Annotated in this window: 20 protein-coding genes; 3 read left to right on the top strand and 17 right to left on the bottom strand. The window is 72.5% G+C overall.

Annotation, left to right across the window (positions count from 1 at the left end; translation table 11 throughout):
• Positions 1–11 precede the first annotated feature (11 nt).
• From rplS to ACFYOJ_RS23075, 6 genes are all read right to left on the bottom strand, one after another.
• Complete coding sequence (gene rplS, locus ACFYOJ_RS23100; protein ID WP_016432403.1) at positions 12–362, bottom strand: 50S ribosomal protein L19; 351 nt, start codon at positions 360–362, stop codon at positions 12–14.
• A gap of 136 nt (positions 363–498) precedes the next feature.
• Entirely contained in the window at positions 499–1,332 is an 834-nt protein-coding gene (gene trmD / locus ACFYOJ_RS23095; RefSeq protein WP_356553725.1) for a tRNA (guanosine(37)-N1)-methyltransferase TrmD, read from the bottom strand.
• On the bottom strand, positions 1,332–1,886 hold the full coding sequence (rimM, locus tag ACFYOJ_RS23090; protein ID WP_356553727.1) for a ribosome maturation factor RimM: 555 nt from the start codon (positions 1,884–1,886) through the stop codon (positions 1,332–1,334). The genes trmD and rimM overlap by 1 nt, the downstream gene beginning before the upstream one ends.
• 127 nt (positions 1,887–2,013) lie before the next feature.
• Positions 2,014–2,253 (bottom strand): RNA-binding protein, encoded by a 240-nt coding sequence (locus ACFYOJ_RS23085; protein ID WP_003973401.1) that lies wholly within the window; start codon positions 2,251–2,253, stop codon positions 2,014–2,016.
• A gap of 2 nt (positions 2,254–2,255) precedes the next feature.
• Positions 2,256–2,675 (bottom strand): 30S ribosomal protein S16, encoded by a 420-nt coding sequence (gene rpsP, locus ACFYOJ_RS23080; RefSeq protein WP_356553729.1) that lies wholly within the window; start codon positions 2,673–2,675, stop codon positions 2,256–2,258.
• Between the two features lie 209 nt (positions 2,676–2,884).
• Complete coding sequence (locus ACFYOJ_RS23075; RefSeq protein ID WP_356553730.1) at positions 2,885–3,481, bottom strand: hypothetical protein; 597 nt, start codon at positions 3,479–3,481, stop codon at positions 2,885–2,887.
• Positions 3,482–4,151: 670 nt separating this feature from the next.
• Between ACFYOJ_RS23075 and ACFYOJ_RS23070 the strand changes: the two genes are divergently transcribed.
• Positions 4,152–5,030: a class I SAM-dependent methyltransferase gene (locus ACFYOJ_RS23070; RefSeq protein WP_356553732.1), complete on the top strand. Its 879-nt coding sequence runs from the start codon at positions 4,152–4,154 to the stop codon at positions 5,028–5,030.
• Between the two features lie 51 nt (positions 5,031–5,081).
• On the opposite strand, the gene ftsH is transcribed toward ACFYOJ_RS23070, so the two are convergent.
• From ftsH to ACFYOJ_RS23040, 6 genes are all read right to left on the bottom strand, one after another.
• Positions 5,082–7,025, bottom strand: coding sequence for an ATP-dependent zinc metalloprotease FtsH (gene ftsH / locus ACFYOJ_RS23065; protein ID WP_356553733.1), 1,944 nt, complete (start codon positions 7,023–7,025; stop codon positions 5,082–5,084).
• A 102-nt stretch (positions 7,026–7,127) separates the two neighbouring features.
• Entirely contained in the window at positions 7,128–8,678 is a 1,551-nt protein-coding gene (gene ffh / locus ACFYOJ_RS23060) for a signal recognition particle protein (RefSeq protein ID WP_356553735.1), read from the bottom strand.
• Positions 8,679–8,798: 120 nt separating this feature from the next.
• Positions 8,799–11,231, bottom strand: a complete 2,433-nt coding sequence (locus ACFYOJ_RS23055) for a [protein-PII] uridylyltransferase (protein ID WP_356553737.1) — start codon at positions 11,229–11,231, stop codon at positions 8,799–8,801.
• A 28-nt stretch (positions 11,232–11,259) separates the two neighbouring features.
• The gene (locus ACFYOJ_RS23050; protein WP_356553738.1) at positions 11,260–11,598 is read right to left on the bottom strand and encodes a P-II family nitrogen regulator; all 339 of its coding nucleotides are present in this window, start codon (positions 11,596–11,598) and stop codon (positions 11,260–11,262) included.
• Positions 11,595–12,941 carry an ammonium transporter gene (locus ACFYOJ_RS23045; protein WP_356553740.1) on the bottom strand — a complete coding sequence of 449 codons (1,347 nt, stop codon included), beginning with the start codon at positions 12,939–12,941 and terminating at the stop codon, positions 11,595–11,597. The genes ACFYOJ_RS23050 and ACFYOJ_RS23045 overlap by 4 nt, the downstream gene beginning before the upstream one ends.
• A 390-nt stretch (positions 12,942–13,331) precedes the next feature.
• A complete protein-coding gene (locus tag ACFYOJ_RS23040) occupies positions 13,332–14,825 on the bottom strand; it encodes a hypothetical protein (RefSeq protein WP_356553742.1) in 1,494 nt (497 codons plus the stop codon).
• 446 nt (positions 14,826–15,271) lie between these two features.
• On the opposite strand from ACFYOJ_RS23040, the gene ACFYOJ_RS23035 reads away from it, so the two are divergent.
• Positions 15,272–15,943 (top strand): bifunctional DNA primase/polymerase, encoded by a 672-nt coding sequence (locus ACFYOJ_RS23035; protein WP_356553744.1) that lies wholly within the window; start codon positions 15,272–15,274, stop codon positions 15,941–15,943.
• 131 nt (positions 15,944–16,074) lie between these two features.
• On the opposite strand, the gene ftsY is transcribed toward ACFYOJ_RS23035, so the two are convergent.
• The 5 genes from ftsY to ACFYOJ_RS23010 all read right to left on the bottom strand — a co-directional run bounded on the left by ftsY (position 16,075) and on the right by ACFYOJ_RS23010 (position 23,844).
• Positions 16,075–17,286, bottom strand: a complete 1,212-nt coding sequence (gene ftsY / locus ACFYOJ_RS23030; RefSeq protein WP_356553746.1) for a signal recognition particle-docking protein FtsY — start codon at positions 17,284–17,286, stop codon at positions 16,075–16,077.
• Positions 17,287–17,537: 251 nt separating this feature from the next.
• On the bottom strand, positions 17,538–18,956 hold the full coding sequence (locus tag ACFYOJ_RS23025) for a sugar porter family MFS transporter (protein ID WP_356553748.1): 1,419 nt from the start codon (positions 18,954–18,956) through the stop codon (positions 17,538–17,540).
• A 202-nt stretch (positions 18,957–19,158) separates the two neighbouring features.
• Positions 19,159–22,746, bottom strand: coding sequence for a chromosome segregation protein SMC (gene smc / locus ACFYOJ_RS23020; RefSeq protein WP_356553749.1), 3,588 nt, complete (start codon positions 22,744–22,746; stop codon positions 19,159–19,161).
• A 234-nt stretch (positions 22,747–22,980) separates the two neighbouring features.
• Positions 22,981–23,193, bottom strand: a complete 213-nt coding sequence (locus tag ACFYOJ_RS23015; RefSeq protein WP_030188592.1) for a hypothetical protein — start codon at positions 23,191–23,193, stop codon at positions 22,981–22,983.
• A 369-nt stretch (positions 23,194–23,562) separates the two neighbouring features.
• Positions 23,563–23,844, bottom strand: a complete 282-nt coding sequence (locus tag ACFYOJ_RS23010) for an acylphosphatase (RefSeq protein ID WP_356553751.1) — start codon at positions 23,842–23,844, stop codon at positions 23,563–23,565.
• Between the two features lie 177 nt (positions 23,845–24,021).
• Between ACFYOJ_RS23010 and ACFYOJ_RS23005 the strand changes: the two genes are divergently transcribed.
• Positions 24,022–25,176, top strand: a complete 1,155-nt coding sequence (locus tag ACFYOJ_RS23005) for a CAP domain-containing protein (protein ID WP_356553752.1) — start codon at positions 24,022–24,024, stop codon at positions 25,174–25,176.
• Positions 25,177–25,184: the final 8 nt, after the last annotated feature.

Below are 25,184 nucleotides of genomic sequence, written 5' to 3'. Positions count from 1 at the left end.
TCGGAGTGCGCTCAGCTCTCGCGCTTCTCCTTGATCTTCGCGGCCTTGCCCCGCAGCTCGCGCAGGTAGTACAGCTTGGCGCGACGGACGTCACCGCGGGTGACGAGCTCGATCTTCTCCACGATCGGGGTGTGCACCGGGAAGGTGCGCTCGACGCCGACGGAGAAGGAGACCTTGCGGACCGTGAAGGTCTCGCGCACGCCGGCGCCCTGGCGGCGGATGACGACACCCTTGAACTGCTGCACGCGGGAGCGGTTGCCCTCGATGACGCGGACGTGGACGTTGACGGTGTCGCCGGGGCGGAAGGCCGGGACGTCGCTGCGCAGCGACGCGGCGTCGACGGAGTCGAGCAGGTGAGACATTTCGTCTGCTTTCTTCGCTGATGCCACAGGTCATCAACGGAAACTCGGTGTTTCGGAAGGAGGGTCGTGCGGGTCGGGACGGGCGTCGTCTCCCCCTGTGGCAGGGGCGCGCTCCGGACGGACGCACAACAGCGGCCTATTGTTCCACGCCCGGCACCCTGCGCCAAAATCGGCCGTACGGCTCCCCGTCCGGATCGGGTTCCCAGCCCAGGATGGAGAGCATCTCGCGGTCCTTCTTGTCGAAGGCCGCGGGCTCGCACCGTTCGATGAGGTCGGGCCGGTTGGCGGTGGTGCGCCGCAGGGCCTCGTCGCGGCGCCAGCGGGCGATCTTCCCGTGGTGACCGCTGAGCAGCACGTCCGGGATGCCGCGCCCGCGCCACAGGGGCGGCTTGGTGTGGACGGGCCCCTCCAGCAGGTTGGCCATGGCGCCGGGGGCGAAGGAGTCGTCCCGGTGGGACTCGGCGTTGCCGAGGACGCCGGGCAGCAGCCGGGCGACGGCCTCGGTGACGACGAGGACGGCCGCCTCGCCGCCGGCCAGGACGTAGTCGCCGATGGACACCTCGTACACGGGCATCCGGGTCGCGTACTCGTCGACGACGCGACGGTCGATGCCCTCGTAGCGGGCGGGAGTGAAGATCAGCCAGGGCCGCTCGGAGAGGTGGACGGCGAGTTCCTGGGTGAAGGGCCGGCCGCTGGGCGTCGGCACGACGAGGACGGGCCCGCCGGAGCCCGACTCGTAGCCGTCGGCCAGGACGGTGTCCAGGGCGTCGCCCCAGGGCTCGGTCTTCATGACCATGCCGGGTCCGCCGCCGTAGGGGGTGTCGTCGACGGTGTTGTGCCGGTCGTACGTCCAGTCGCGCAGGTCGTGGACGTGGACGTCGAGCTGTCCGCGGGCGCGGGCCTTGCCGACGAGGGAGACGTTCAGCGGCTCCAGGTACTCGGGGAAGATCGTGACGACGTCGAGCCGCATCAGGCGTCGTCCCCGGTGGTCCCGCGCGAGGAGGCGATCTCGGCCCGGTCGTCGATCAGGCCCGGCGGCGGGTCGATGACCGCCCGCTGCTCCTCCAGGTCGATCTCGGTGACGATCTCGGAGACGAACGGCACGTAGACCTCGCTGCCGTCCGGGCGCTCCACGACGAACAGGTCCTGGGTGGGCAGGTGGGAGATCTCGGTGATCCGGCCCACCTCGGTGCCGTCCGTGGTCACCACGTCGAGGTCGATCAGCTGGTGGTCGTAGTACTCGTCCTCCTCCTCCGGCCGCTCGTCGGGGTCGACGTCGGCGATCAGGAGGGTGTTGCGCAGCGCCTCGGCGGCGGTGCGGTCGTGGACGCCCTCGAAGCGCAGCAGGAGGCGCCCGCTGTGCACGCGGCCGGTCTCGATGGTGAGGGGGCCGACGGACGCGGGGTCGGTGGCCAGGACGGCGCCGGGGCCGAGCCTGAGCTCCGGTTCGTCGGTGCGGACCTCCACGGTGACCTCGCCCTTGATGCCGTGGGCGCGGCCGATGCGAGCGACTACCAGCTGCACGGTGCTTGGTTCTCCTGTCGGAACTGCGACTCGGACGTACGGCGAGCCGGTCACGGCTCAGACGACTGCGGGCCGGGGACGGCCGTGTGGCCCTCCCCGGCCCGAGCCGGTGCTGCGTTGTGAAGCGTCAGCGGACGTGGTCCACGTCGACGAGGTCGACGCGGACACCGCGGCCGCCGATGGCGCCCACGACGGTGCGCAGAGCGCGTGCGGTGCGGCCGTTGCGGCCGATCACCTTGCCGAGGTCGTCCGGGTGGACCCGGACCTCGAGCACGCGCCCACGGCGCAGGTTGCGCGAGGCGACCTGCACATCGTCAGGGTTGTCGACGATGCCCTTCACGAGGTGCTCGAGAGCCTCCTCGAGCATGCTCAGGCCTCGGTCGACTCGGACTCGGCGGCAGCCTCGTCCTTCTTGTCGGCCTTCTTCTTCGGGGTGATGGCCTCACCCTTGCCCTCGTCCTCGCCACCGAGCGCCTCGAAGGACGGGCGGGCCGCCTTCTCGGCCGGCTGCAGCAGCGGCGCCGGGGCGGGCTCGCCCTTGAACTTCTGCCAGTCGCCGGTCTTCTTCAGGATGGCGAGCACGGGCTCGGTCGGCTGGGCGCCGACACCGAGCCAGTACGCCACACGCTCGGAATCGACCTCCATCACCGACGGGTTGTACGTCGGGTGGTACTTGCCGATCTCCTCGATGGCCCGGCCGTCACGGCGGGTACGGGAGTCGGCGACGACGATGCGGTAGTGAGGCGAACGGATCTTGCCCAGACGCTTCAGCTTGATCTTGACTGCCACGGGAGTGGGTTCTCCTGGATTGACGTGGTTGGGCACGGCGAGCATGCCGCGTGGGGTTGCGGTACCCGAGTGCCCGACGGACGCGTCAGCCGGAGGAGAGAGGGGTCCTGTTCGGCTGTCGAGTACAGCTGGCCATTCTGCCACACACGGCCGGTCTTTCCGACCGAGGGGTCCTGCCCGCGGTCCGGCCGCCGCGGGCGGCCGGACCGTCAGCCCGCGGCGGCGCCGACCGCCTCCGGGATGCGGAACGGCTTCCCGCAGCCGCCGCACACGATCGGGGCCTGCGCCAGGACCGACGGGACGACGCGCACGTTGCGCCCGCAGTCGCAGACCGCCTTCACGCGCACACCGCCCCCGGAGGAGCCGTGCCGGGCGGCCGGGCCGCGGAAGCTGCGGGCCGAGTCGGCCGCGGTCGCGGCGGTGTGGGCCTTCAGCGCCCGCTGGAGGCGGTCGATCGTCGGGCGATAGCGGCGCTTCGCCTCGGGGGTGAGCGTGACCAGCGAGAAACCGCTGCTGGGGTGCGGCTCCTCGGGGTGGTCCAGCCCCAGCTCCTCGGCGATCGCGAGGAACCGTCGGTTGTGGTAGCGGCCGGCACGGGAGGTGTCGCGCACTCCACGCGCGGCGGCGATGCCGTGGACTGCCTCGTGAAGCAGTCGTTCGAAGGAGAGTTCGTGTCCGCAGGCGGACGACGACTCTCCGATCAGGGACTCGGGCGCGGCAAGATCGGGCAGCTCGGAGTGGTGCCGCTGAATGTCGGCCCACGCCTGCGCCAGCTCTGCGGCGAGAACAGGTGGTGTCGTGCTCACGTAATGGCAACGAGCCGGGGTGCCGCTGTGTTCCTATTCCGGGGCATCCCAAATAATTTGCACGTACCCGTCAGTTGCCGCTGATGCGCTGTGACGAGGGCGGGTGCGCTGATCTGCGGAGAAGCCTCGCAGCTCGTACCAAGCCGGTGCGTAGTCCGCCGTACGCGCCGGCGCGTAGACCCTCTCCGCACGCCGGGGCGCGCGGACGCGCGGACGCGCAAGGGACGTTTCGGCCGCCGGCGGAACGGAGGAACGCCACCCGGGCAGGCACAGCGACGGGCGTGACGTTACCGGGTCGGCCGCCGGCCTGCGGCACCGCCCCGCCCCACGGCCGCCCGCGGCCCCGGGGACGTCCGCGCGGCCCGCCCGGCCCTGGCCGGAACGGCCTCTCCGGCACCGTCGCCACCCGCTGTCATCACCGACCGGCACGATCAGGCCATCCGCCGCGGAGCCCGGAAAGGGGCTACCGGGCGTATCCCGCGGCCAGGCGGACGTTACCGGGAAGTGAAATCTCGCCACTCGGACGGGGATCGGGCAAACCGGCCCTCGCTACCACTGGACGCCACGGCGAGCCCGGAGTTACCTGACATACGGGGGGAGTGCGAGCGCACTGCACGGGGGCCATGGAATCGGGCACATCGGCAACGGTCGGCGATTGGGGCACTTTCCTATGACACCTACGCTCGTGCGGCAGCACTCATCCCACGCGAGGGCGACGCCCGGCGTGGACCTGGATGCACGCGCGCGTGACTGGTCCGAGATACAGGAGCGGATGCTCGTACCGCTCTACGAGGCCGTCTACGAGCGACTGGACGTCGGCGACGGCACCCGGATGCTGGGACTGGGCTGCGGTTCCGGGCTGGCCCTGCTGATGGCCGCCTCGCGGGGCGCGGCCGTGACCGGCGTCGAGTCCGGCTCACCGGAGCGCCTGGCCCTCGCACGGCAGCGGCTGCTGCCCGAGGCGCCCGGGGAACGGTCCGGGGAGCGGAGCGTCCCCGCGCGCACGGACGCCCGGATCGTCGAGGGAGACCCCCGCGAGGCACGGGATCCGTCGGCGCCCGCCTTCACCCTGGTGACCGCCTTCGAGCCCATCGGATGCCTCGCGGGCGACTCGGAGGGCCTGGGCGAGCTGCTGGCGGAGGCCACACCGCTCGCCGCGCGCGGAGCGGCCGTGGTGCTGGCCGGCTGGGGCCCGCCGGAGCGGTGCGCCACGACGTCCGTGCTGCGGGTGGCCACCAAGCTGGCGGATCCGCTGCGCAGCGCCGGCAGCTGGCGCCCGGCGCTCCGTGACGACCTGGAGGAGGTCGCCCACCGCGCCGGACTCGCCCCGGACGGCTCCGGACGCGTGGCCTGCCCGTTCGGGTACGCCGACGTCGCCAGTGCGGTGCGCGGACTGCTGTCGACCGGACTGTTCGACGCGGCGATCGCCGCCACCGACCAGGAACAGGTGGACAAGGAGCTCACCGAGGCCCTGCACCCGCACCGGCGTCCGGACGGGACGGTGTGGATGCCGAACGTGTTCCGCTACCTCGTCGCACGCATCCGCTGACGCACCGCCCGCCTCCGCACCGGTCCGCACCGCGTACGGGGGCGGGCGGACTCAGGCCCGCGGGTCGTCCTTCCTCAGCCGGGTGATCCCGGCGATCCGGTAGGCGTCCGCCTCGTCCAGCGTCTCGTCGGCCAGCAGCGCCTCGGCGAGGGCGTCGAGCTGCCCGCGGTGGTCGCGCAGTTTGCGGACGGCCTCCGCGTAGCACTCGTCGACGACCCGGCGCATCTCGTCGTCGATGGCGTTCAGGGTGCCCGGGGCGGCGGCCAGCCCGTAGGCCTGCTGGGCGTCGCCGGGCAGCGCGGAGAGCCGGCCGACCTGCTCGCTCATGCCCCAGCGGCCGACCATGCCGCGCGCGATCCGGGTGACCTGCTCGAGGTCGCTCTCCGAACCGGTCGTGATCACGTCGTACACGACCTGCTCGGCCGCCATGCCGCCCAGCGCGCCGATGATCCGGCCCCGCAGGTACTCCTCCGTGTACGCGTACTTGTCCGCGTCCGGCGTCGACAGCGTCACGCCGAGCGCCCGGCCGCGCGGCACGATGGTGATCTTGCGTACGGGGTCGGCGCCCGGCTGCAGCATGCCCAGCAGGGCGTGGCCGCTCTCGTGGTAGGCGGTGCGCCGGCGCTCCTCCTCGGGCATCACCAGCGGGCGTTCGGCACCGAGCTGGACCTTCTCCAGCGCCTCGGAGAGGTTCGCCTGCGTCACCCGGTCCTGCTTCCGCTTGACCGCGAGCAGGGCCGCCTCGTTGGCGAGGTTGGCCAGCTCGGCACCCGTCATCCCCGGCGTCGTACGGGCGACCTGGGCGAGGTCGACGTCCGGGGCGAGCGGGATCTCGCGGGTGTGGATCTCCAGGATGGCCTTTCTGCCGTCCCGGTCGGGCGGCGAGACGCTCACCACCCGGTCGAAACGGCCCGGGCGGGTCAGGGCCGGGTCGAGGATGTCGGCACGGTTGGTGGCGGCGATGACGATGACGCCCTCGGCGCCCGAGAAGCCGTCCATCTCGGTGAGGATCTGGTTCAGGGTCTGCTCGCGCTCGTCGTGGCCGCCCATGCCGGAGCCACCGCCCCGGGCCCGGCCGATGGTGTCGATCTCGTCGATGAAGATGATCGACGGCGCCACCTTCCGCGCCTCCGCGAACAGCTCCCGCACCCGGGAGGCGCCCACGCCCACGATCATCTCGATGAACTCGGACGCGGACGCGGAGAAGAACGGCACCCCCGCCTCACCTGCCACCGCCCGCGCCAGCAGCGTCTTGCCGGTGCCGGGCGGGCCGGTCAGCAGGACGCCCCGGGGCATCTTGGCACCCATCCGGCGGTAGGCACCGGGATTCTTCAGGAAGTCGACGACGTCGCTGAGCTCGCCCTCCACCTCGTCGATGCCGGCCACGTCCGCGAAGGTGGTGCGCGGCTTGCCCGCCTCCAGCTCGACCGGCCTGGGCGGCGCCTTGCGGCCGAGCATGCCGCCCGCGCCGCCCATCGCCCCGCGCATCCGCCGCGCGATGACGACCCACAGCACGACCAGGATCAGCATCGGGGCCAGCGAGATCAGCAGGTTGGCCAGGAAGCTGCGCTGCTGGACGACCGGTTCGGCGGTGACGGTCACCTTGTGCTCGGTCAGCTCCGCCCAGAGCCGGTCGTCGGCGAAGGTCGGCCGCTCGGTCGTGAACTTGGTGTACGTCCCGTCGCCCTCGGGATTGTCCCGGGCCTTCTTCAGCTGGCCCTGGATCGCGTCACCCTTGGCGTAGATCTTGCTGACGTTGCCCTCGTCGACCTGCCTGCTGAACTCGGTGTACGAGATGGTCGGTTCGTCGCCCTCGTTGAAGAACGACAGCACCAGGTTGGCGATGAGGTAGACGATCAGCGCGGCGAGGACCAGGTTCCACCAGCCGCCGCGCCATCTCCGTCCACCGGAGGGCGGCTTCGGCGGCTCGTCGGGCGTGCCCTCGGTGCGCCAGGGCGGCTCGGGGGCCTTGCGCGGCGGGGAGGGGTTGGTCATACCGGGACGTTACGACAGGAAAGCCGCGCGGGCATGTGCGTGTACGACGCCGGGGGCGCCCCTTCGGCAAGGGGCGCCCCCGGCGTACGACGGTGCGGGCCGTCAGCCCATGAACTTCTTGAACTCGTCCGGCAGCTCGAAGTCCTGCCCGCCCTGCTGCGGCAGCCCGAAGGCACCCCCGCCCTGCGCGGCGGCGGCACGCCGGGCGGCCTCCTCCTGCTCCTGCTGCTTGCGCTTCATCGGGTTGCCGGAGCGCTGCTTGCCCTTGGCCTTCTTCTGCTGCTTCTTCTGCCGGCCGGGTCCGCCGCCCATGCCGGGGATGCCCGGCATACCGGGCATGCCGCCGCCCTGGGCCATGCGGGACATCATCTTGCGGGCCTCGAAGAACCGCTCGACCAGGCCCTTCACCGCGCTGACGTCCACACCGGAGCCCTTGGCGATACGGGCGCGGCGCGAGCCGTTGATGATCGTCGGGTCCTGGCGCTCGGCCGGGGTCATCGACTTGATGATGGCGGCGGTGCGGTCGACGTCCCGCTCGTCGAGGTTGTTGATCTGGTCCTTGATCTGCCCCATGCCGGGCAGCATGCCGAGCAGCTTGGAGATGCTGCCCATCTTCCTGACCTGCTCCATCTGGGCCAGGAAGTCGTCCAGGGTGAAGTCCTGGCCCTTCTTGGACGCCAGCTTGGAGGCCATCTTCTCGGCCTCTTCCTGGCTGAACGTCTTCTCCGCCTGCTCGATCAGGGTGAGCAGGTCACCCATGTCGAGGATGCGGGAGGCCATCCGGTCCGGGTGGAAGGCGTCGAAGTCGTCGAGCTTCTCGCCGTTGGAGGCGAACATGATCGGCTTGCCGGTCACCGAGGCGATCGACAGGGCCGCACCACCGCGGGCGTCGCCGTCGAGCTTGGAGAGCACCACGCCGTCGAAGCCGACGCCGTCGCGGAAGGCCTCGGCGGTGTTGACGGCGTCCTGGCCGATCATCGCGTCGACGACGAAGAGGATCTCGTCGGGGCGGACGGCGTCGCGGATGTCCGCGGCCTGCTGCATCAGCTCCTGGTCGATGCCGAGGCGGCCGGCGGTGTCGACGATCACGATGTCGTGGACCTTGGCCCTGGCGAACTCGATGGAGTCCTGGGCGACCTTGACCGGGTCACCGACGCCGTTGCCCGGCTCGGGCGCGTACACCGCGACGCCGGCGCGCTCGGCGACGACGCTGAGCTGGTTGACGGCGTTGGGGCGCTGGAGGTCACAGGCGACCAGGAGCGGGGAGTGCCCCTGGTCCTTGAGCCACTTGCCGAGCTTGCCCGCGAGGGTGGTCTTACCGGCACCCTGCAGACCCGCGAGCATGATCACGGTCGGCGGCTGCTTGGCGAAGCGCAGGCGGCGGGTCTCGCCGCCGAGGATGGTGATCAGCTCGTCGTTGACGATTTTGACGACCTGCTGCGCAGGGTTGAGCGCCTTGGAGACCTCGGAACCGAGGGCCCTTTCCTTGACGCTCTTGATGAACGCCCGGACGACCGGGAGGGCCACGTCCGCTTCGAGCAGTGCGATGCGGATCTCGCGCGCCGTGGCGTCGATGTCCGCTTCGCTCAGCCGGCCTTTCCCGCGGAGGTTTTTGAAAGTCGCGCTGAGGCGGTCGGAGAGAGTGTCGAACACGGCGGCGTCGGTCCTCGGAGTCGGGGGCAGTCTGAGCGCCTTCCAGGGTATCCGGCTGCGCAGGACAATCGTTCCCGCCCGACGCATTCGGTGTGCGGGAGCCGTGCGGCGGGGGCCGCGTCACCCCCGTAGCGCTTCCTCCAGCGTCCGGGCCACCTTCTCCGCCTCCTCCCCGGGCAGCCGCGTCCCCTCCGGGCGGGTGACGTAGAAGGCGTCCACGGCGTTGGAACCCAGCGTCGACACATGCGCGCTCCGTACCCGCACCCCCGCCCCCTCCAGGGCCCGGCCGATGCGGAACAGCAGGCCGGGCGCGTCCTGGGCGCGGACCTCGATCACCGTGGCGTGACGGGAGGCGGCCGGCTCCACGGTGACCCGGGGCGGGGGCGGGACCACGCCCCGGCGGCGCGGGTGGGCGGCGTCGCGCTCGGCGAGGCGGGACGCGATGTCCAGGGTGCCGTCGAGGGCACGGACGAGGTCGGCGCGGAGCCTGGCGGCCTGCGGCAGGGAGCCGTACTCGGCGGCGACCCGCCAGGCCAGCAGCAGGACGGAGCCCGCCACGCCGTCGGGCAGGGGCAGGGAGCGCAGCTCGGCGGTGCGGACGGTCAGGCGGTGCAGGGCCAGGACGCCGGCGACGGCGGGGAGCACGCCCGGCCGGTCGGGTACGGCGACGAGCAGCTCCACGCCGAGGGGTTCCCGCTCGGCGGCCGGCGGCTCGGTCCGGGCCCGCAGGGCCAGCACCGGGCCGCCCGTGCGGAGCGCCTCGACGGCGAGGCGTTCCTGCTCGGCGGTGGGCGCGGGGGTCTCCGGTTCCTTCAGGGGCTCCCCTGCGAGGACCGCCGAGACGCGTGCGACCAGGTCGGCGACGAGGCAGGCGCGCCAGGCCGACCAGGCGGCCGGTCCGGTGGCCAGCGCGTCCGCCTCGGTCAGGGCGTGCAGCAGTTCCAGGGTGCCCTGGGTGCCGACCGCCCCGGCTACCGCGCGGACGGTGGCCGGGTCGTCGAGGTCGCGCCGGGTGGCGGTCTCGACGAGCAGCAGGTGGTGGCGGACGAGGGTGGCGAGGACGGTCGCGTCCGCGTGGTCGAAGCCGATGCGGACGGCCGTGTCCCGGGCGATGGTCTCCCCCGCCACCGAGTGGTCGCCGGGCCCGCCCTTGCCGATGTCGTGCAGCAGGGCGGCGACCAGCAGCAGGTCGGGCCGGTGGACGCGGCGGGCGAACCCGGCGGCGCGTACGGCGGTCTCGATCAGGTGCCGGTCGACGGTCCACAGGTGCACGGCGTTGCGCTGCGGGCGGCAGCGCACCCGCTCCCAGCCGGGCAGCAGCCGGGTGATCAGACCCTCGGCCTCCAGGGCCTCCCACACCTCCACGGTGGGCCGCCCGGAGCCCAGCAGTGTCACCAGCTGTTCCCGTGCCTCCGCGGGCCAGGGCACGGGCAGGGGGCGCGCGGTGGCCGCGAGGCGCCGTACGGCGTGGCGGGAGAGGGGGAGACCGGCCTGTGCGGCGGCGGCCGCGGCGCGCAGGGGCAGTACGGGGTCGCGTTCGGGACGCGCGGTGCGGGCGAGCACCGCCTCGCCGTCCTGTTCGACGACGCCCTCGGCGAGCGGGGAGCGTTCGGCGCTCTGCCGGCCCGCGCCCAGTACGGCGCGCAGGCGGGGCCGTACGGATCGCGCCCGCAGCACGCGTCCCACCTCGCGCCAGGTGACGTCCCCGGCGTAGGAGATGACGCGGGCGGCCTCGTAGACCTGCCGCAGCAGCGTGTCGGCGTCGGGCAGGCCCAGGGCGGCGGCCACCTGGTCCTGCTCCTGGAGGGCCAGCCGGTCGGTGGCCCGGCCCGTCGCCAGGTGGAGGGCGTCGCGTACGTCGAGCAGGCGGCGCCGGGCGTCGGCGAGGCCCTCGCGGGGGGCGTCGGCGAGCCAGGAGGCGGCGACGGCGCGCAGGGCGGTGGCGTCGCGCAGGCCGCCGCGGGCCTCCTTGAGGTCGGGTTCGAGCAGGTACTGCAGCTCGCCCTGGCGTTCGGCGCGCTCGGCGCACAGGTCCCGGAGTCCGGGGAGGCGCCGGGGTGCCTGGTTGCGCCAGTCGGCGAGGACGGCGGTGCGCAGGGAGGCGGTGAGGGAGAAGTCTCCGGCGAGGTGGCGGGCGTCGAGGAGGCCGAGCTGGACCCTGAGGTCCTCACCGGCCGTCCGTCTCGCCTGTGCGAGGGTGCGCACCGAGTGGTCGAGGGCGATCCCGAGGTCCCAGACGGGGTACCAGAGGCGGTCGGCGAGGGCGGCGACCGCCTTGTCGTCGCCGCCGTCGTGCAGCAGGAGCAGGTCGAGGTCGCTGCGCGGGGACAGCTCGCCGCGTCCGTAGCCGCCGACCGCGACGAGCGACACCCCGCGGAGCCCGTCGGCGCCCGCGGCGAAGAGGCCGGCCAGCCAGTGGTCCGTCAGTGCGGCGAGGGCCGTACGGCGCGGCGGCCCGGGCCGCGTCTCCTCGGTGAGGAGGCGCAGCCGGGCCGCCGCGTAGCCGCCGGGTCCCGGGTCCACTGCTTCGTCGGTCACGTCCGTTCGCGTCATCCGGCGGCTCCTGTTCCCTCGTCCCGGTTCAGAGCGCGTCGGGGCCGCGCTCGCCGGTGCGGACCCGTACGGCCGTGTCGACGGGGACGGACCAGACCTTGCCGTCGCCGATCTTGCCGGTGCGGGCGGCCTCGACGACGACGTCGATCAGCTGGTCGGCGTCGTCGTCCTCGACCAGTACCTCGATGCGGATCTTGGGTACCAGGTCGACGGTGTACTCGGCGCCGCGGTAGACCTCGGTGTGGCCGCGCTGGCGGCCGTAGCCGCTGGCCTCGGTGACGGTGAGGCCGTGGACTCCGAAGGCCTGGAGGGCCTCCTTGATCTCGTCGAGCCGGTGCGGCTTGACGACGGCGGTGATGAGCTTCATGCGTCCACCTTCTTGCTCGGGATCTGCCCGGCCGCGGAGGCGGCCGGCGCGGCGGCCGTCCGGGCGGTGCCACCGCCGGCGCCGCTGAAGTCGTACGCGGTCTCGGCGTGCTCGGCGCGGTCGATGCCGGCCACCTCGTCGTCCTCCGTCACCCGCATGCCGATCGTCCTGTCGAGCAGGAGGGCGAGGAGCGCGGAGACGGCCAGGGAGTAGGCGAGGACGCCGAAGACGCCGGCGCACTGCTTCCAGAACTGGTCGAGGCCGCCGCCGTAGAACAGGCCCTGGACGTCGGACTGGCCCTTGCCGCTGGCGAAGAGGCCGACGAGCAGGGAGCCGGCGATGCCGCCGACGAGGTGGACGCCGACGACGTCGAGGGAGTCGTCGTAGCCGAAGCGGTACTTCAGGCCGACGGCCATGGCGCACAGCACGCCGGCGACGGCACCGACGGCGATCGCGCCGAGCGGGGAGACGGCGCCGCCGGCCGGGGTGATGGCGACGAGGCCCGCGACGGCGCCGGAGGCGGCGCCCAGCGTGGTGCAGGCGCCGTGGCGGATCTTCTCGTAGGCGAGCCAGGCCAGCATGGCCGCGCCGGTGGCGACCTGGGTGTTGACGAACATCAGCGCGCCGACGCCGTCGTCGTTGCCGAGCCAGGAGCCGGCGTTGAAGCCGAACCAGCCGAACCAGAGCAGACCGGCGCCGAGCATGACCAGGGGCAGGCTGTGCGGGCGCATCGGGTCCTTCCCGAAGCCGGCCCGCTTGCCGATGACGAGGATCACGCCGAGCGCCGCGGCGCCGGCGTTGATGTGCACGGCGGTGCCGCCGGCGAAGTCGATCACGCCGAGCTCGAAGGCCCAGCCGCCGGCGCCCCAGACCCAGTGGGCGACGGGGAAGTAGACGACGGTGGCCCACAGGGCGACGAACAGGGCCCAGGCCGTGAACTTCACGCGGTCCGCGAGGGCGCCGCTGATCAGGGCGGGGGTGAGGACGGCGAACATCATCTGGAAGACCAGGAAGACGAAGACCGGGATGGTGTAGCCGTCCCACAGCTCGGTCAGGCCGATGTCGCTCAGGCCGACCCAGCCGGAGTTCCAGCCGACGATGCCGCCGGAGTCCGTGCCGAAGGCCATGGAGAAGCCGTAGAGCACCCACAGGACGGTGACGATGCCGAGGCTGATGAAGCTCATCATCAGCATGTTCAGGGTGCTCTTGACCCGGACCATGCCTCCGTAGAAGAAGGCCAGCGCCGGCGTCATGAGCATCACCAGGGCGGAGCAGATGAGCATGAAGCCCGTGTTGGCGGCGGAGAGCTGGGTCTCCGCGGCGAGCGTGATGGCTGGAGCCATCGGCGTCTCCTCGTCGTTGTACGGCCCCGTGCGGGCGAAGCCTGGGCGGGCGGGTGAGGGGGTTGGCCGGTTGTGCGCCTGAGATTGACGCAGCGCCGTTTCGGTGGGCGCCCCTCGTTGTTTCGCCGCCATGACGAAGGCGCGGTGCGTGTTACGCGTGGATGAACTGCCGGTTCGCGGGCCGGGTCACGGATATCGTGACGCGGCCTTCCCGGCGACGGCCGCAACCATCGACCGAGCAACCCCCACGGCGGGCAACCACCTCCGCGAGAGCGGTGCCGGCTCGGGCGCAGAAGGAAGCCGGCCGCGGACGGCCTCCGAATGACCTGGCATGGGGGAGCCGAGTCGGGCAGTTCGGGAGGGCCGGCCGCGGCCGGGGTCGGTGGGCGGTCAGACCGCTTCGGCGGTCTCGGGCAGGTCGACGGCGAGCCGCGCGGTGAGGTCGGTGACCTCGGCGAGGTCGCCGAAATCGCGTACGGCCGTGTCGACGGTCTTGCGGATGCGGGTGTTGACGCGTTCGGAGCGGACCTTCTTGGCGATCGCCATGGCCTCGGTGGCGAGGACGGTGCTCTCCTCGGGTTCGCGGCGCAGCAGGTGCACGGTGGCCATGCCGATCAGATTCAGCGCGTAGGAGCGCTGGTGTTCCTGGTCCTTGGCGAACAGCTCGACGGCCCGGCGCATCAGCGGTTCGGCCAGGGAGGCGTAGGTGGGGCTGCGGCCGGCGACGTAGGCGAGGTCGCGGAAGGAGTGGCTGTTCTCGCCGTGGAGCTCGGCCTCGGAGAAGAAGCGGATCCAGTCGGGCTCGGGCTCGTCCCACTCGTCGGCCTCGGCGAAGGTGTCCTCGGCCATGCGGACGGCCCGCTTGCAGCGGCCGGGCTGCCCCATGTTGGCGTAGGCGCGGGCCTCCAACGCGTACAGCATGGACTGGGTGCGGGGGCTCGCGCAGTCGCGGCTGCCGTACTGGGCGAGGTGGATGAGCTCCAGGGCGTCGTCGGGCCGGCCGAGGTGGATCATCTGGCGGCTCATGCTGGAGAGGATGTAGGAGCCGAGCGGCCGGTCCCCGGCCTCCTTGGCGGCGTGCAGGGCGAGCACGAAGTACTTCTGCGCGGTGGGCTGGAGGCCGACGTCGTACGACATCCAGCCGGCCAGCTCGGCGAGCTCGGCGGCGACCTTGAACAGCTTGGCGCGGGTGGTCTCCGTCTGTGGTTCCTGGAGAAGGTCGGTCACCTCGTGCAGCTGACCGACGACCGCCTTGCGGCGCAGGCCGCCGCCGCACTGGGCGTCCCAGCGGCGGAACATCACGGCGGTGGACTCGAGCAGGTCCAGCTCCGGCTTGGAGAGCCGGCCGCGCGCTCGCGTGGCGGGTGCCGTCCCGCGTTCGGACGGAGGGGCGGGGGGCGAGGGGACGAGCCAGCGCTGCATGGGCTCGATGAGGGACGGGCCCGCGGAGAGGGCCAGCGAGCTCCCGAGGAAGCCGCGCCGCGCCAGCATCAGGTCGCTGCGCGAGAACTCGCTGAGCAGGGCCACGGTCTGCGGACCCGTCCAGGGCAGGTCGACGCCGGTCAGGGAGGGCGCCGGGCGGGTGCTGCGCAGGCCCAGGTCCTCGACGGAGACGACGACGCCGAAACGCTCGGAGAACAGCTCGGAGAGGATCTTCGGGATCGGTTCGCGCGGGTTCTCGCCGTCGAGCCAGCGGCGTACGCGTGAGGTGTCCGTGGAGATGTGTCCGGCGCCGAGCTGGCGGGCCCTGCGGTTGACCTGCCGGGCCAGCTCGCCCTTGGACCAGCCGCTGCGCGTGAACCACGAGGTGAGCAGCTCATTGGGGCGCTTGTCAGCGTGCGTCGCGCTGCTCGCGCTCCTGCCGCCTTCGCCGTTGCCGCTCACTGGAACGCCCCCATCCCTCGAGACCATCTGTCGCCGAGTGCGCCAAGCCCTATCAGAATGCCGGTGCCTCATACCCGCCGTTCGGCCCACATCACTCTCCGAACGGAAACCCGGGTTGCCTCCGGCATACCCACACGTGCATGTGCCCAAGGCTCCGTGCACACAAAGTAATCCCTCGATCACGCGCACGGCCATGGCGATTCGAGAATCGCCACCATTCGCCACCCCTTCGGATGAACCTAGAGTGACCCGCACGCGATTCACTTGACATAGGCCGACCGGGGATCGGCGCACCGGTGCACTGTGGGGCGCGCGCCGCCGTGCGCACCACCTGAGGCGCTTCCGGACGCCGCCTGAACGGCGCCGCACCGGGGAAGCCGGAAACAGGGAGTCACCGGTTGCGTCCGCTGCGTAACCGCCGCTGCGTCGGACCCGTTGGAGGGGGCATGGGCTTCACGATCGGCATCGGCACCAGTCGGGGTTCGCGCGAGATCCGGTCCGGCGCGCGCCGACGCGGGCGCGCGTCGGAGGTCACCGCCGTGGCCGAGTTCACAGGGCTGTGGGGCTGGGACGTGGTCCCGGGGGCCCGGGTGAGCGGCGGCGTCTGCTCCTGCGGCCGGTCCGGCTGTCCGGCGCCGGGCGCGCATCCGCTGGGCTTCGCACCCGAGCTGCCGGCCGGGTCGACACTGGACGAGGCGAGCGCGGCTTGGGCCGAGTTCCCGGGTGCCGCGGTGATGCTGCCGGTGGGGCGGACGTTCGACGTGATCGAGGTGGCCGAGGGGGTCGGGCGCCGGGCGCTGGCCCGGCTGGAGCGCATGGGCCTGCCCCTCGGCCCGGTCACGGTGGCTCCCGAGGGCCGCGCCCACTTCTTCGTCGCCCCCGGCGCAGCCGCCGAACTGCCCCGGCTGCTCTACCGCATGGGCTGGGACGCCCCGTCCGCCCTCGATCTGCGCGGCCTCGGCCCCGGTGCGTACATCACGGCCCCGCCCTCTGGCCGGGGCGGGCTGGGCCCGGTGCGCTGGCTGCGTCCGCCCTCCCTCGACTCGGCGACGGAGCCGCCGGAGGCGCGGCTGCTCCTGGGCACCCTGGCGTACGTGGCCCACCGGTCACGGGCGTAGGCGGTCTGTCCTCCGGCCCGGTACCGTGCCGGCCCGGTGTCCGCCCGGCACGGCGAAGCGCCCGTCCCCCGACTGCACCTCGGGGGGCGGGCGCTTCCTCGTGCGCGTACCGGCACCGGGCCGGCGCGGTCTCACTCGCCGATGAGCGCGTCCACGAACGCCGCCGGCTCGAACGGCGCCAGGTCGTCGGCGCCCTCGCCGAGCCCGATCAGCTTGACCGGCACGCCCAGCTCGCGCTGCACGGCGACGACGATGCCGCCCTTGGCCGTGCCGTCGAGCTTGGTGAGGACGATGCCGGTGATGTTGACCACCTCGGCGAAGACGCGGGCCTGGATCAGGCCGTTCTGGCCGGTGGTGGCGTCGAGCACCAGCAGCACCTCGTCGAGCGGGGCCTGCTTCTCCACCACGCGCTTGACCTTGCCGAGCTCGTCCATGAGGCCGGTCTTGGTGTGCAGGCGGCCGGCGGTGTCGATGAGCACCACGTCGGCGCCGACGTCCTTGCCCTCCTTGACCGCGTCGAAGGCGACGGAGGCGGGGTCGCCGCCCTCCGGGCCGCGCACGGTGTGGGCGCCGACCCGCTCGCCCCAGGTCTGCAGCTGGTCGGCGGCGGCGGCGCGGAAGGTGTCGGCGGCGCCGAGGACGACGCTGCGGCCGTCGGCGACCAGGACCCGGGCGAGCTTGCCGGTGGTGGTGGTCTTGCCGGTGCCGTTGACGCCGACGACCATCACGATGCCGGGCTTGCCGGTGGCGGGCTCGGTCTTGACCTCGCGGTCCATGTCGGGGCCGACCAGCGTGATCAGCTCCTCGCGCAGCAGACCGCGCAGTTCCTCGGGCGTACGGGTGCCGAGCACCTTCACGCGCTCGCGCAGCCGCTCCACCAGTTCCTGGGTGGGCTGCACGCCGACGTCGGCGGTGAGCAGCGTGTCCTCGATCTCCTCCCAGGTGTCCTCGTCGAGGTGCTCACGGGAGAGCAGGGTCAGCAGGCCCTTGCCCAGCGCGTTCTGCGAGCGGGAGAGGCGGGCGCGGAGCCGGACCAGACGGCCGGCGGTGGGCTCGGGGACCTCGAGCTGCGGGATCTCGAGCTCTTCGACGACGGGCGGTTCCTCGACGGTGGCGGTGCCGCCGGCCGCGAGGTCCACCTCCTCTATCGTCCGGCGCGGTTCGTCGCGCGGCGTCTCGGCCTCGTCGCCGACGTGCGGCTCGGCCGGAGGGGCGGTGATGTCGGGCGTCGAGGGAGGCGGTGGCGGGGGCAGCTGCTTCTTGCGGCGACTGCCCACCACCAGCCCGCCGAGCGCGCCGATCACGACCACGGCGATGACTACAGCAAGGATGACGATTTCCATAACGGCTCCAGTATGCGCGACCCCTGCCCCGGCCCTTCGTTGCCGACGGGGCAGGCGTGGCACGGAACGGGATGCCGTCCGGGCCCCGGAGAGCGGCGGCGGGATCACCGTCCGGTGCCGGGAGGGCCGCCCGGTGCGGGCGCGGAAGACCGCCGCCCCCGGTCCGGTGGTGACCCGGGCCGGGGGCGGCGGACGGTGCGGGGAGAGGGCAGCGGGGACTTGGCCCTTCTCCCCGGGTACGGGGCGGGCGGTCAGCCCATCTCCTCCAGGGCCTTGCCCTTCGTCTCCTTCACGAACTTCAGGACGAACGGGATGGAGAGCGCGGCGAAGATCGTGTAGATCACGTAGGTGCCGGAAAGATTCCACTCGGCCAGCGACGGGAAGCTCGCGGTGATGGCCCAGTTGGCGATCCACTGCGCGGCGGCGGCCACGCCCAGGGCGGCGGCGCGGAGCCGGTTCGGGAACATCTCGCCGAGGAAGACCCAGACGACCACGCCCCAGGACAGGGCGAAGAAGAGCACGAACAGGTGGGCGGCGATCAGGGCGACCCAGCCCTGGGTGGCCGGGAGCTTGCCGTCGACCAGGTCGAAGGAGAAGGCCCAGGCCTCCAGCGCCAGGCCGATCACCATGCCGACCGAGCCGATGATCGCGAGCGGCTTGCGGCCGACGCGGTCGACGAAGATCATCGCGATCACGGTGCCGACGATGTTGATGATCGACGTCGTGAACGAGTAGAAGAAGGAGTCCGTCGGGTCGACGCCGACCGACTGCCACAGCGTCGAGGAGTAGTAGAACGCGACGTTGATGCCGACGAACTGCTGGAAGACCGACAGGCCGATGCCGATCCAGACGATCGGCTTGAAGAAGAAGCTGCCGCCGAGCAGGTCCTTGAAGGAGGACTTCTCCTCGCGGTGCATCGCGGTCTCGATCTCGGTGACGCGGGCGTCGAGGTCCACGTCCTTGCCCTCGACCTCTTCGAGGATCTGGCGGGCGCGGTCGTGCTTGCCGACGGAGATCAGGAAGCGCGGGGACTCCGGGATGGCGAAGGAGAGCAGGCCGTACAGGACGGCCGGGACGACCATGACGCCGAGCATGACCTGCCAGGCCTCCAGGCCCATCAGCTCACCGCGCTGGTCGCCGCCGGCGGCGTTCAGCAGACCCCAGTTGACCAGCTGCGACACCGCGATGCCGACGACGATCGCGGCCTGCTGGAAGGAGCCGAGCCGGCCGCGGTAGGCGGGCGGGGAGACCTCGGCGATGTAGGCCGGGCCGATCACCGAGGCCATGCCGATGGCGAAACCGCCGATGACGCGCCACATGGCGAGGTCCCACAGCGCGAAGGGCAGTGCGGAGCCGATGGCGCTGACGGTGAACAGGACGGCGGCGATCTGCATGCAGCGGATGCGGCCGATGCGGTCGGCGATGCGGCCCGCGGTGGCGGCGCCGATGGCGCAGCCGATCAGCGCGATGGCGATGACCTGGGCCAGCATCGCGGAACCGACGTCGTAGCGGTCCCGGATGGCCTCGACCGCGCCGTTGATCACGGAGCTGTCGTAACCGAAGAGGAAGCCGCCCATCGCGGCAGCCGCCGCGATGAAGATGACGTGCCCGAGATGTTCGGGGTGAGCCGTCCTGGCTCCGGGACTGGGTGCCTGCGATGTGCTGGCCACGTGTACTCCTCGGGCTACCGGCAACGCTGCCGGGGTGGTTCGCCTTCGAGATGCCACTGAAAGGGACCTGAAGGTAAAAGCAACGTTGCAGAGACTATGCCTTCAAGTTTCGAAGTCAATAGGGAAGGAGATGTGAGTTATCCGATGAAGTCGTCACCGATGTGTTCAACAGTTGAAGCCAAGGGGTCCGTTCTGTGGCCTCTTACGCGGGCTGTCGCAGGCGCTGGCTGATCACCTTCGACACTCCGTCGCCCTGCATCGACACGCCGTACAGCGCGTCGGCGATCTCCATCGTCCGCTTCTGGTGCGTGATGACGATCAGCTGCGAGGCCTCCTGCAGCTCCCGCATGATCCCGATCAGCCGCTGCAGGTTGGTGTCGTCCAGCGCCGCCTCGACCTCGTCCATGACGTAGAACGGGCTCGGCCGCGCCTTGAAGATCGACACGAGCAGCGCCACGGCGGTCAGCGAGCGCTCCCCGCCCGAGAGCAGCGAGAGCCGCTTGACCTTCTTGCCCGGGGGCCGTGCCTCGACGTCCACGCCCGTGGTGAGCATGTTGTCGGGGTCGGTGAGCACCAGACGGCCCTCGCCGCCGGGGAACAGCCGGCCGAACACGCCCTCGAACTCCCGGGCGGTGTCCCGGTAGGCCTCGGTGAAGACCTGCTCGACGCGTTCGTCGACCTCCTTGACGACCTGCAGCAGGTCGGCGCGGGTCTTCTTCAGGTCCTCGAGCTGCTCGCTGAGGAACTGGTGCCGTTCCTCCAGCGCCGCGAACTCCTCCAGGGCCAGCGGATTGACCTTGCCGAGCTGCTGGTACGCCCGTTCGGCCGCCTTCAGCCGCTTCTCCTGCTCGGCCCGGACGAAGGGCCGGGGGCGGCTGCGCGGGTCGTCGCCCGCGGCGGGACCGCCGTCGGATCCGGTGTCCGGAAGCTGCTCGCCCTCGGCGGCGGGCGAGGGCGGTACCAGTCGATGCGGCCCGTACTCGGCCACGAGTCCCGCCGGTTCCACACCGAATTCCTCCAGCGCCTTGGTCTCCAGCTGCTCGATGCGCAGCCGCTTCTCGGCGCCGAGTACCTCGCCCCGGTGAACTGAATCCGTCAACTTGTCGAGCTCGGCCTTGAGGTCGCGTCCGGCGGTGCGCGCGGCGGCCAGCTCCTGCTCGCTCCGGGCCCTGGCCGCTTCGGCGGCGGTGCGTTCCTCGTCGGCGCGCGCCAGCGAGACCTCGACGTGCGCGAGCAGCTGCCGGGCACCCGCGGCGACGGCCCCGGCGACGGCCGCCTCGTGCCGCAGCCGCGCGCGCCGCTGCTCGGCGCGTGCGCGTGCCTCGCGTTCGGCGCGGGCCGCCCGGTCGAGGGAGTCGGCGCGTCCGGCGAGCGCCTTGACCCGCTCCTCGTGGGTCCGGGCCTGGAGACGGGCCTCCATCTCGGTCTGCCGCGCGTTGGCGCCTTCGGCGGCGAGCCGGTCGCGCACGGAGGTGTCGGGTTCCTCCTCGAGCGGCGTCTCCTCGGCGACGGCGAGCCGCTCGGCCAGTTCCTCGGCCTCCGTGAGCGCCGCCTCCAGCGCCTCCTGGGCCCGCTGTGCCGCGGCGGCGGACCGCTCGGCCTCGCCTGCCGCGCCCCGCGCCTGCCCGGCGAGGCGGCCGAGCTGCTGGGCGAGGGACGACTTCTCCCGCTCGGCGGCCCGGCGCCGCTCCCCCAGCTCCTCGACGAGCGCGGCGCACTCCCGGCGCCGTCCGGCGGCCGTCTCCTGCGCCTTCGCCAGTTCCGCGCACCGCACGTCCAGTTCCGCCAGCGCGGCGGCGGCCTCGTCCACGGACGCCTGCACCTCCAGCAGGCTGGGCGCCCCGGCGGACCCGCCCAGAGCGAAGTGGGCGCCCAGCAGGTCGCCCTCGGCGGTGACGGCGGTCAGGCCGGGGTGGGTCCGGACGAGGTCCTCGGCGTCCTCCAGGGTGGCGACGACGACGATCCCGCGCAGCAGCCGCCGCACGGCGGGCATCAGCTCCGCGGGCCCGCGTACGAGATCGGCGGCGTACGGCGGCCCGTCCCCGCGCGGCTCCCGCGGTACGTCGTCGGGGGCGCCGGCGACCAGCAGCGCGGCCCGTCCGGCGTCCTGCCCGCGCAGCAGGCGGATGGCGTCGGCGGCGGCGGCCGGGGAGGTCACCGCGAGGGCGTCGGCGGCGGCTCCGAAGGCGGCGGCCAGGGCGATCTCGTGCCCCGGTGTCACGGTCAGCAGGCCGGCGGCCGGGCCCAGCAGTCCGGCGAGGCGTTCCTGCGCGGCGAGCAGCGCGCCGGTGCCGTCCTTGCGGCGCAGGCCCAGGGCGAGCGCGTCGTGGCGGGCCCGTGTCGCCGCACGCTCGCGCTCCGCCGCGGTGGCCTCCTCGCGGGCGGCGCCCAGGGCCGCCTCCGCCTCGGCCAGCCGCCGCTTGGCGGCCTCGTGCCGCTCGGCCAGTTCCTCGTCGCCGGCGTCGAGCCCGTCGGCCTCGGCCCGGAGCGCCTCGTACTCCTCCTGGGCGGCGGCGGCGCGTTCCCGCGACTCGTCGCGGGCGGCGGCCAGCCGCTCGATCTCCGCCTGCGCGGCGGCGGCGCGCGAACGGGCGGCGGCGGTCTGTCCGCCGAGCCGGGCCAGTCCTTCGCGCCGGTCGGCGACGGCACGCGCGACGTCCTTGAGACGGCGTTCCTCGAGGGCCAGCTCGCGTTCGAGGTCGGCGCGGCGGGCGACGGTGTCCTCCAAGGCCCGCTCGGCCGCCTCCAGGGCCGCTTCCAGTTCGGCCTCCTGCTCGCGGATGCGGGCGGCCTCGCGTTCCAGGTCCTCCGGGTCGCGGCCGCGCCGTTCCTCGGGGGGCGCGGAGGTGGCGCTCTTCACCCGGGCCTCGGCCAGGGAGATCGTGCCGCGCACCCGTTCGGCGAGCTGGGACAGCTCGTACCAGGTCTGCTGGGCCCGCTGCAGGCGCGGGGTGAGACGGCGGACCTCGTCCTCCAGCTCCGCCTCGCGCCGCAGGGCCCTGCCCAGTTCCCGTTCGGCGGCTTCCTTGCGTTCCTTGAGGGCGGCCTCGTCGGCGATCTCGGCCTCCAGCGCCTCACGCAGCCGGACGAGGTCGTCGGCGAGGAGGCGCAGACGCGCGTCACGCAGGTCGGCCTGGATGACGGCGGCCCGGCGCGCGACGGCGGCCTGCCGGCCGAGCGGCTTGAGCCGGCGGCGCAGCTCGTCGGTGAGGTCCTGCACGCGCGCGAGGTTGGCCTGCATCGCGTCCAGTTTCCGGAGCGCCTTCTCCTTGCGCTTGCGGTGCTTGAGGACGCCGGCGGCCTCCTCGATGAAGGCGCGGCGGCCCATGGGGTCGGCGTGCAGGACGGAGTCGAGCTGGCCCTGGCCGACGATGACGTGCATCTCGCGGCCGATGCCGGAGTCGGACAGGAGTTCCTGGATGTCGAGGAGACGGCAGGTGTCGCCGTTGATCTGGTACTCGCTGCCGCCGTTGCGGAACATGGTCCGCGTGATGGTGACCTCGGCGTACTCGATGGGCAGGGCGCCGTCGGAGTTGTCGATGGTCAGGGACACCTCGGCCCGGCCGAGCGGCGGGCGGCCGGTGGTGCCGGCGAAGATGACGTCCTCCATCTTGCCGCCGCGCAGCGATTTGGCACCCTGTTCGCCCATGACCCAGCTGAGCGCGTCGACGACATTGGACTTGCCGGAGCCGTTGGGGCCGACGACGCAGGTGATGCCGGGCTCGAAGCGGAGCGTGGTCGCCGAGGCGAACGACTTGAACCCGCGCAGGGTCAGGGCCTTCAGGTGCACGCCGCCGGACTCTACCTCTCGCCGCTGTCTCACTGCATGAGCCGGTGAACCGGTGCGGTTTCACGAGTGAACATGCAGGGCACACCAGACGTGGAGAAGGGTGCACGGGGCGGGCAGGAAGAACGGGGCGGGAAGAAAGAAGGGACGCCGAAGCGTCCCTTGCAACTGCGGCAACCGAGCGGTCGGCCGGGCGTGCCCGGCCGGTGCTGTTGCCGTTGTGGAGCGATGCAGTGATCAGGTGAGCGCAGGCTCCGCCTGGTGTGCGTCAACGCTCTCCATGCTCTCCATGATCCTGTCGTGAGAAGCGGCAGCCGCCAGCGCGTCCTTCTCCGCCTGGATTCGTCCGAGCTCGGACTCCAGGTCCTGGACACGCTGCTGGAGCCGTCGCATCTCGGCGAGGAGTCGCGGGTCGGAGCCGCCGACGTAACCGAGAAGCGCCTTTGCCATGATGGATGGTCCTCCACAATGAGTGACCGACCGAAGCGGTGTGGGTCGTGAGGGATTCGCACCCGCGGTGCTTGGCACTCTTCAGTTTTTACTGCCGTTCAACCATGCCAAACAGCTGAGGTGCGCGGGGACTTTCAGCGTCTCACCAAAAAGTTTGACGGTCAACACGATCACACCCCGTATTGGCGGGCGCCGGGGGCGCGCGGCCGGGGAACGGCGGCGCTGCGACTCCTGCGGGCCCGCGGGGGCGTGGCGATCATCCTGGGTGCGGAGCCTGCCATGAGGCCGGCGCTCTTGGCAACCACCTGCCCGTTTTCCTTCCGGCGGCCCTCCGGCGAGCCGCCGGTCCGGCATCGGGCGGGGGCCGCGTCAGCGGATGGCGAAGCCGTCGTAGCCGCCGCGGGGTGTGTCCCAGATCTCGGTGACGCCGTCCACGCGTCCGGGCGTGTCGTCGCCGCGCAGCCAGTCGAGGAGCTCCTCGCAGCGGTCCCGCGGGCCTTCCGCGACCACCTGGACGCGCCCGTCGGCCAGATTGAGAGCAAAACCACTCATGTCGCCGAGCTCCAGCGCCCTGGCCCGCGTGAACCAGCGGAAACCCACACCCTGGACCTGTCCGCGCACCCACGCGACCAGCCGTACATCCTCGCTCATGGGGGCAACCTAACCAGTCAATGTCTCTCTCGGCACTTCACTCCCTGGCGTCATGCGGTACCGTCCCGACGCAACGCATCCCATCTGAAACTCACCCGAACGTGTGAGTTCTGTGGTGACGCGAGGACATGTCGATCGCGAGGACACGTCGACCGCGAGGACGAGGAAGGCCAGGACATGGGACGCCACCGACGCTCCGCCGCCGGAAGCGCCGCGGGGAGCCACCACGCAGACGGCACCGCGGCCCGGCGTGACGAACCGCCGGCCTCGCACGCGGACGAGCGCCCCTCGGCGGGCATCGCCCCCTATCCGAACCCCGAGGCGTACGCCGAGGTCCGCGCGAAGAGCGACGCGTACCTGTTCGCACTGGACGACCCGTCCGACGCGGGGCACCCCGGGACCGGCCGCACGGTCCCCTCCCCCGGTGACGGCTTCGTGCCCGACGGCGGTCCGCGACAGCGCGCGGGATCCCGGCGGCGCCGCGCAAGGAGGGCCGCGACGCCGGTCCGCACGGGCCTGCTCGGCGTCTCCGCCGCCGTCGCCCTCGGTACGGTCGCGGTGGCCACGGGCGTGGTGCCCGGCCTCGACAGCTACCGGATCGGCGGCGCCGCCGACGGCGGCGGCCGGGTGGAGACCGCGGACGTCCCGGCCAACAGCCCGGCCGGGCTGGGCGGCGCCTCCGGCAGCGCCGAGACCGGTCACGACGCCGACGCTCCCACGAGCCGCGGCACCGCGGGCCGCTCGCCCTCGTCCTCCGCCTCTTCCTCGTCGCCCTCCGCTTCCGCCTCCCCTTCCCCCTCGGCCTCGAAGCCGACGTCGGCCGCCCCGTCCGGGACGCCGTCGACGGCGGAGCCTGAGTCGTCCGCGCCCGCCCGGAAGCAGCAGTCCTCCCCCTCGCGCACGGCCACGAAGACTCCGGAGCAAAAGGCCGGCGCCTCCACCACGGTGTCCGGGCAGGCCGTCGCCGCCGCCCAGGTGGTCAAGCTCGTCAACGACGAGCGGGCCAAGGCGGGCTGCAGCCCGGTGGCCGCGAACAGTGCGCTGAGCGAACTGGCCGCGGACTACAGCCAGGCCATGGCGGAGCAGGGCTTCTTCGACCACACCGACCCCAGCGGCGCCACGCCGTGGGACCGGGCCGAGGCGGCCGGGATAAGCGATCTCGGCGGCGAGAACATAGCCCGCGGACAGGCCGACGCCCAGGCCGTCATGGACGCCTGGATGGACAGCCCGGGTCACCGGGCCAACATTCTGAACTGCGACTTCCGGACCCTCGGTGTCGGCGTCCACTTCGGCCCCGGCGGGCCCTGGTGGACCCAGAACTTCGGCTACTGAGCCCCTCC

The organism is Streptomyces sp. NPDC006384 (assembly GCF_042870695.1).
GTDB lineage: Bacteria > Actinomycetota > Actinomycetes > Streptomycetales > Streptomycetaceae > Streptomyces.
The sequence above is the reverse complement of the archived record's forward strand: the minus strand, read 5'-3'. Positions and strand labels throughout refer to the sequence as shown.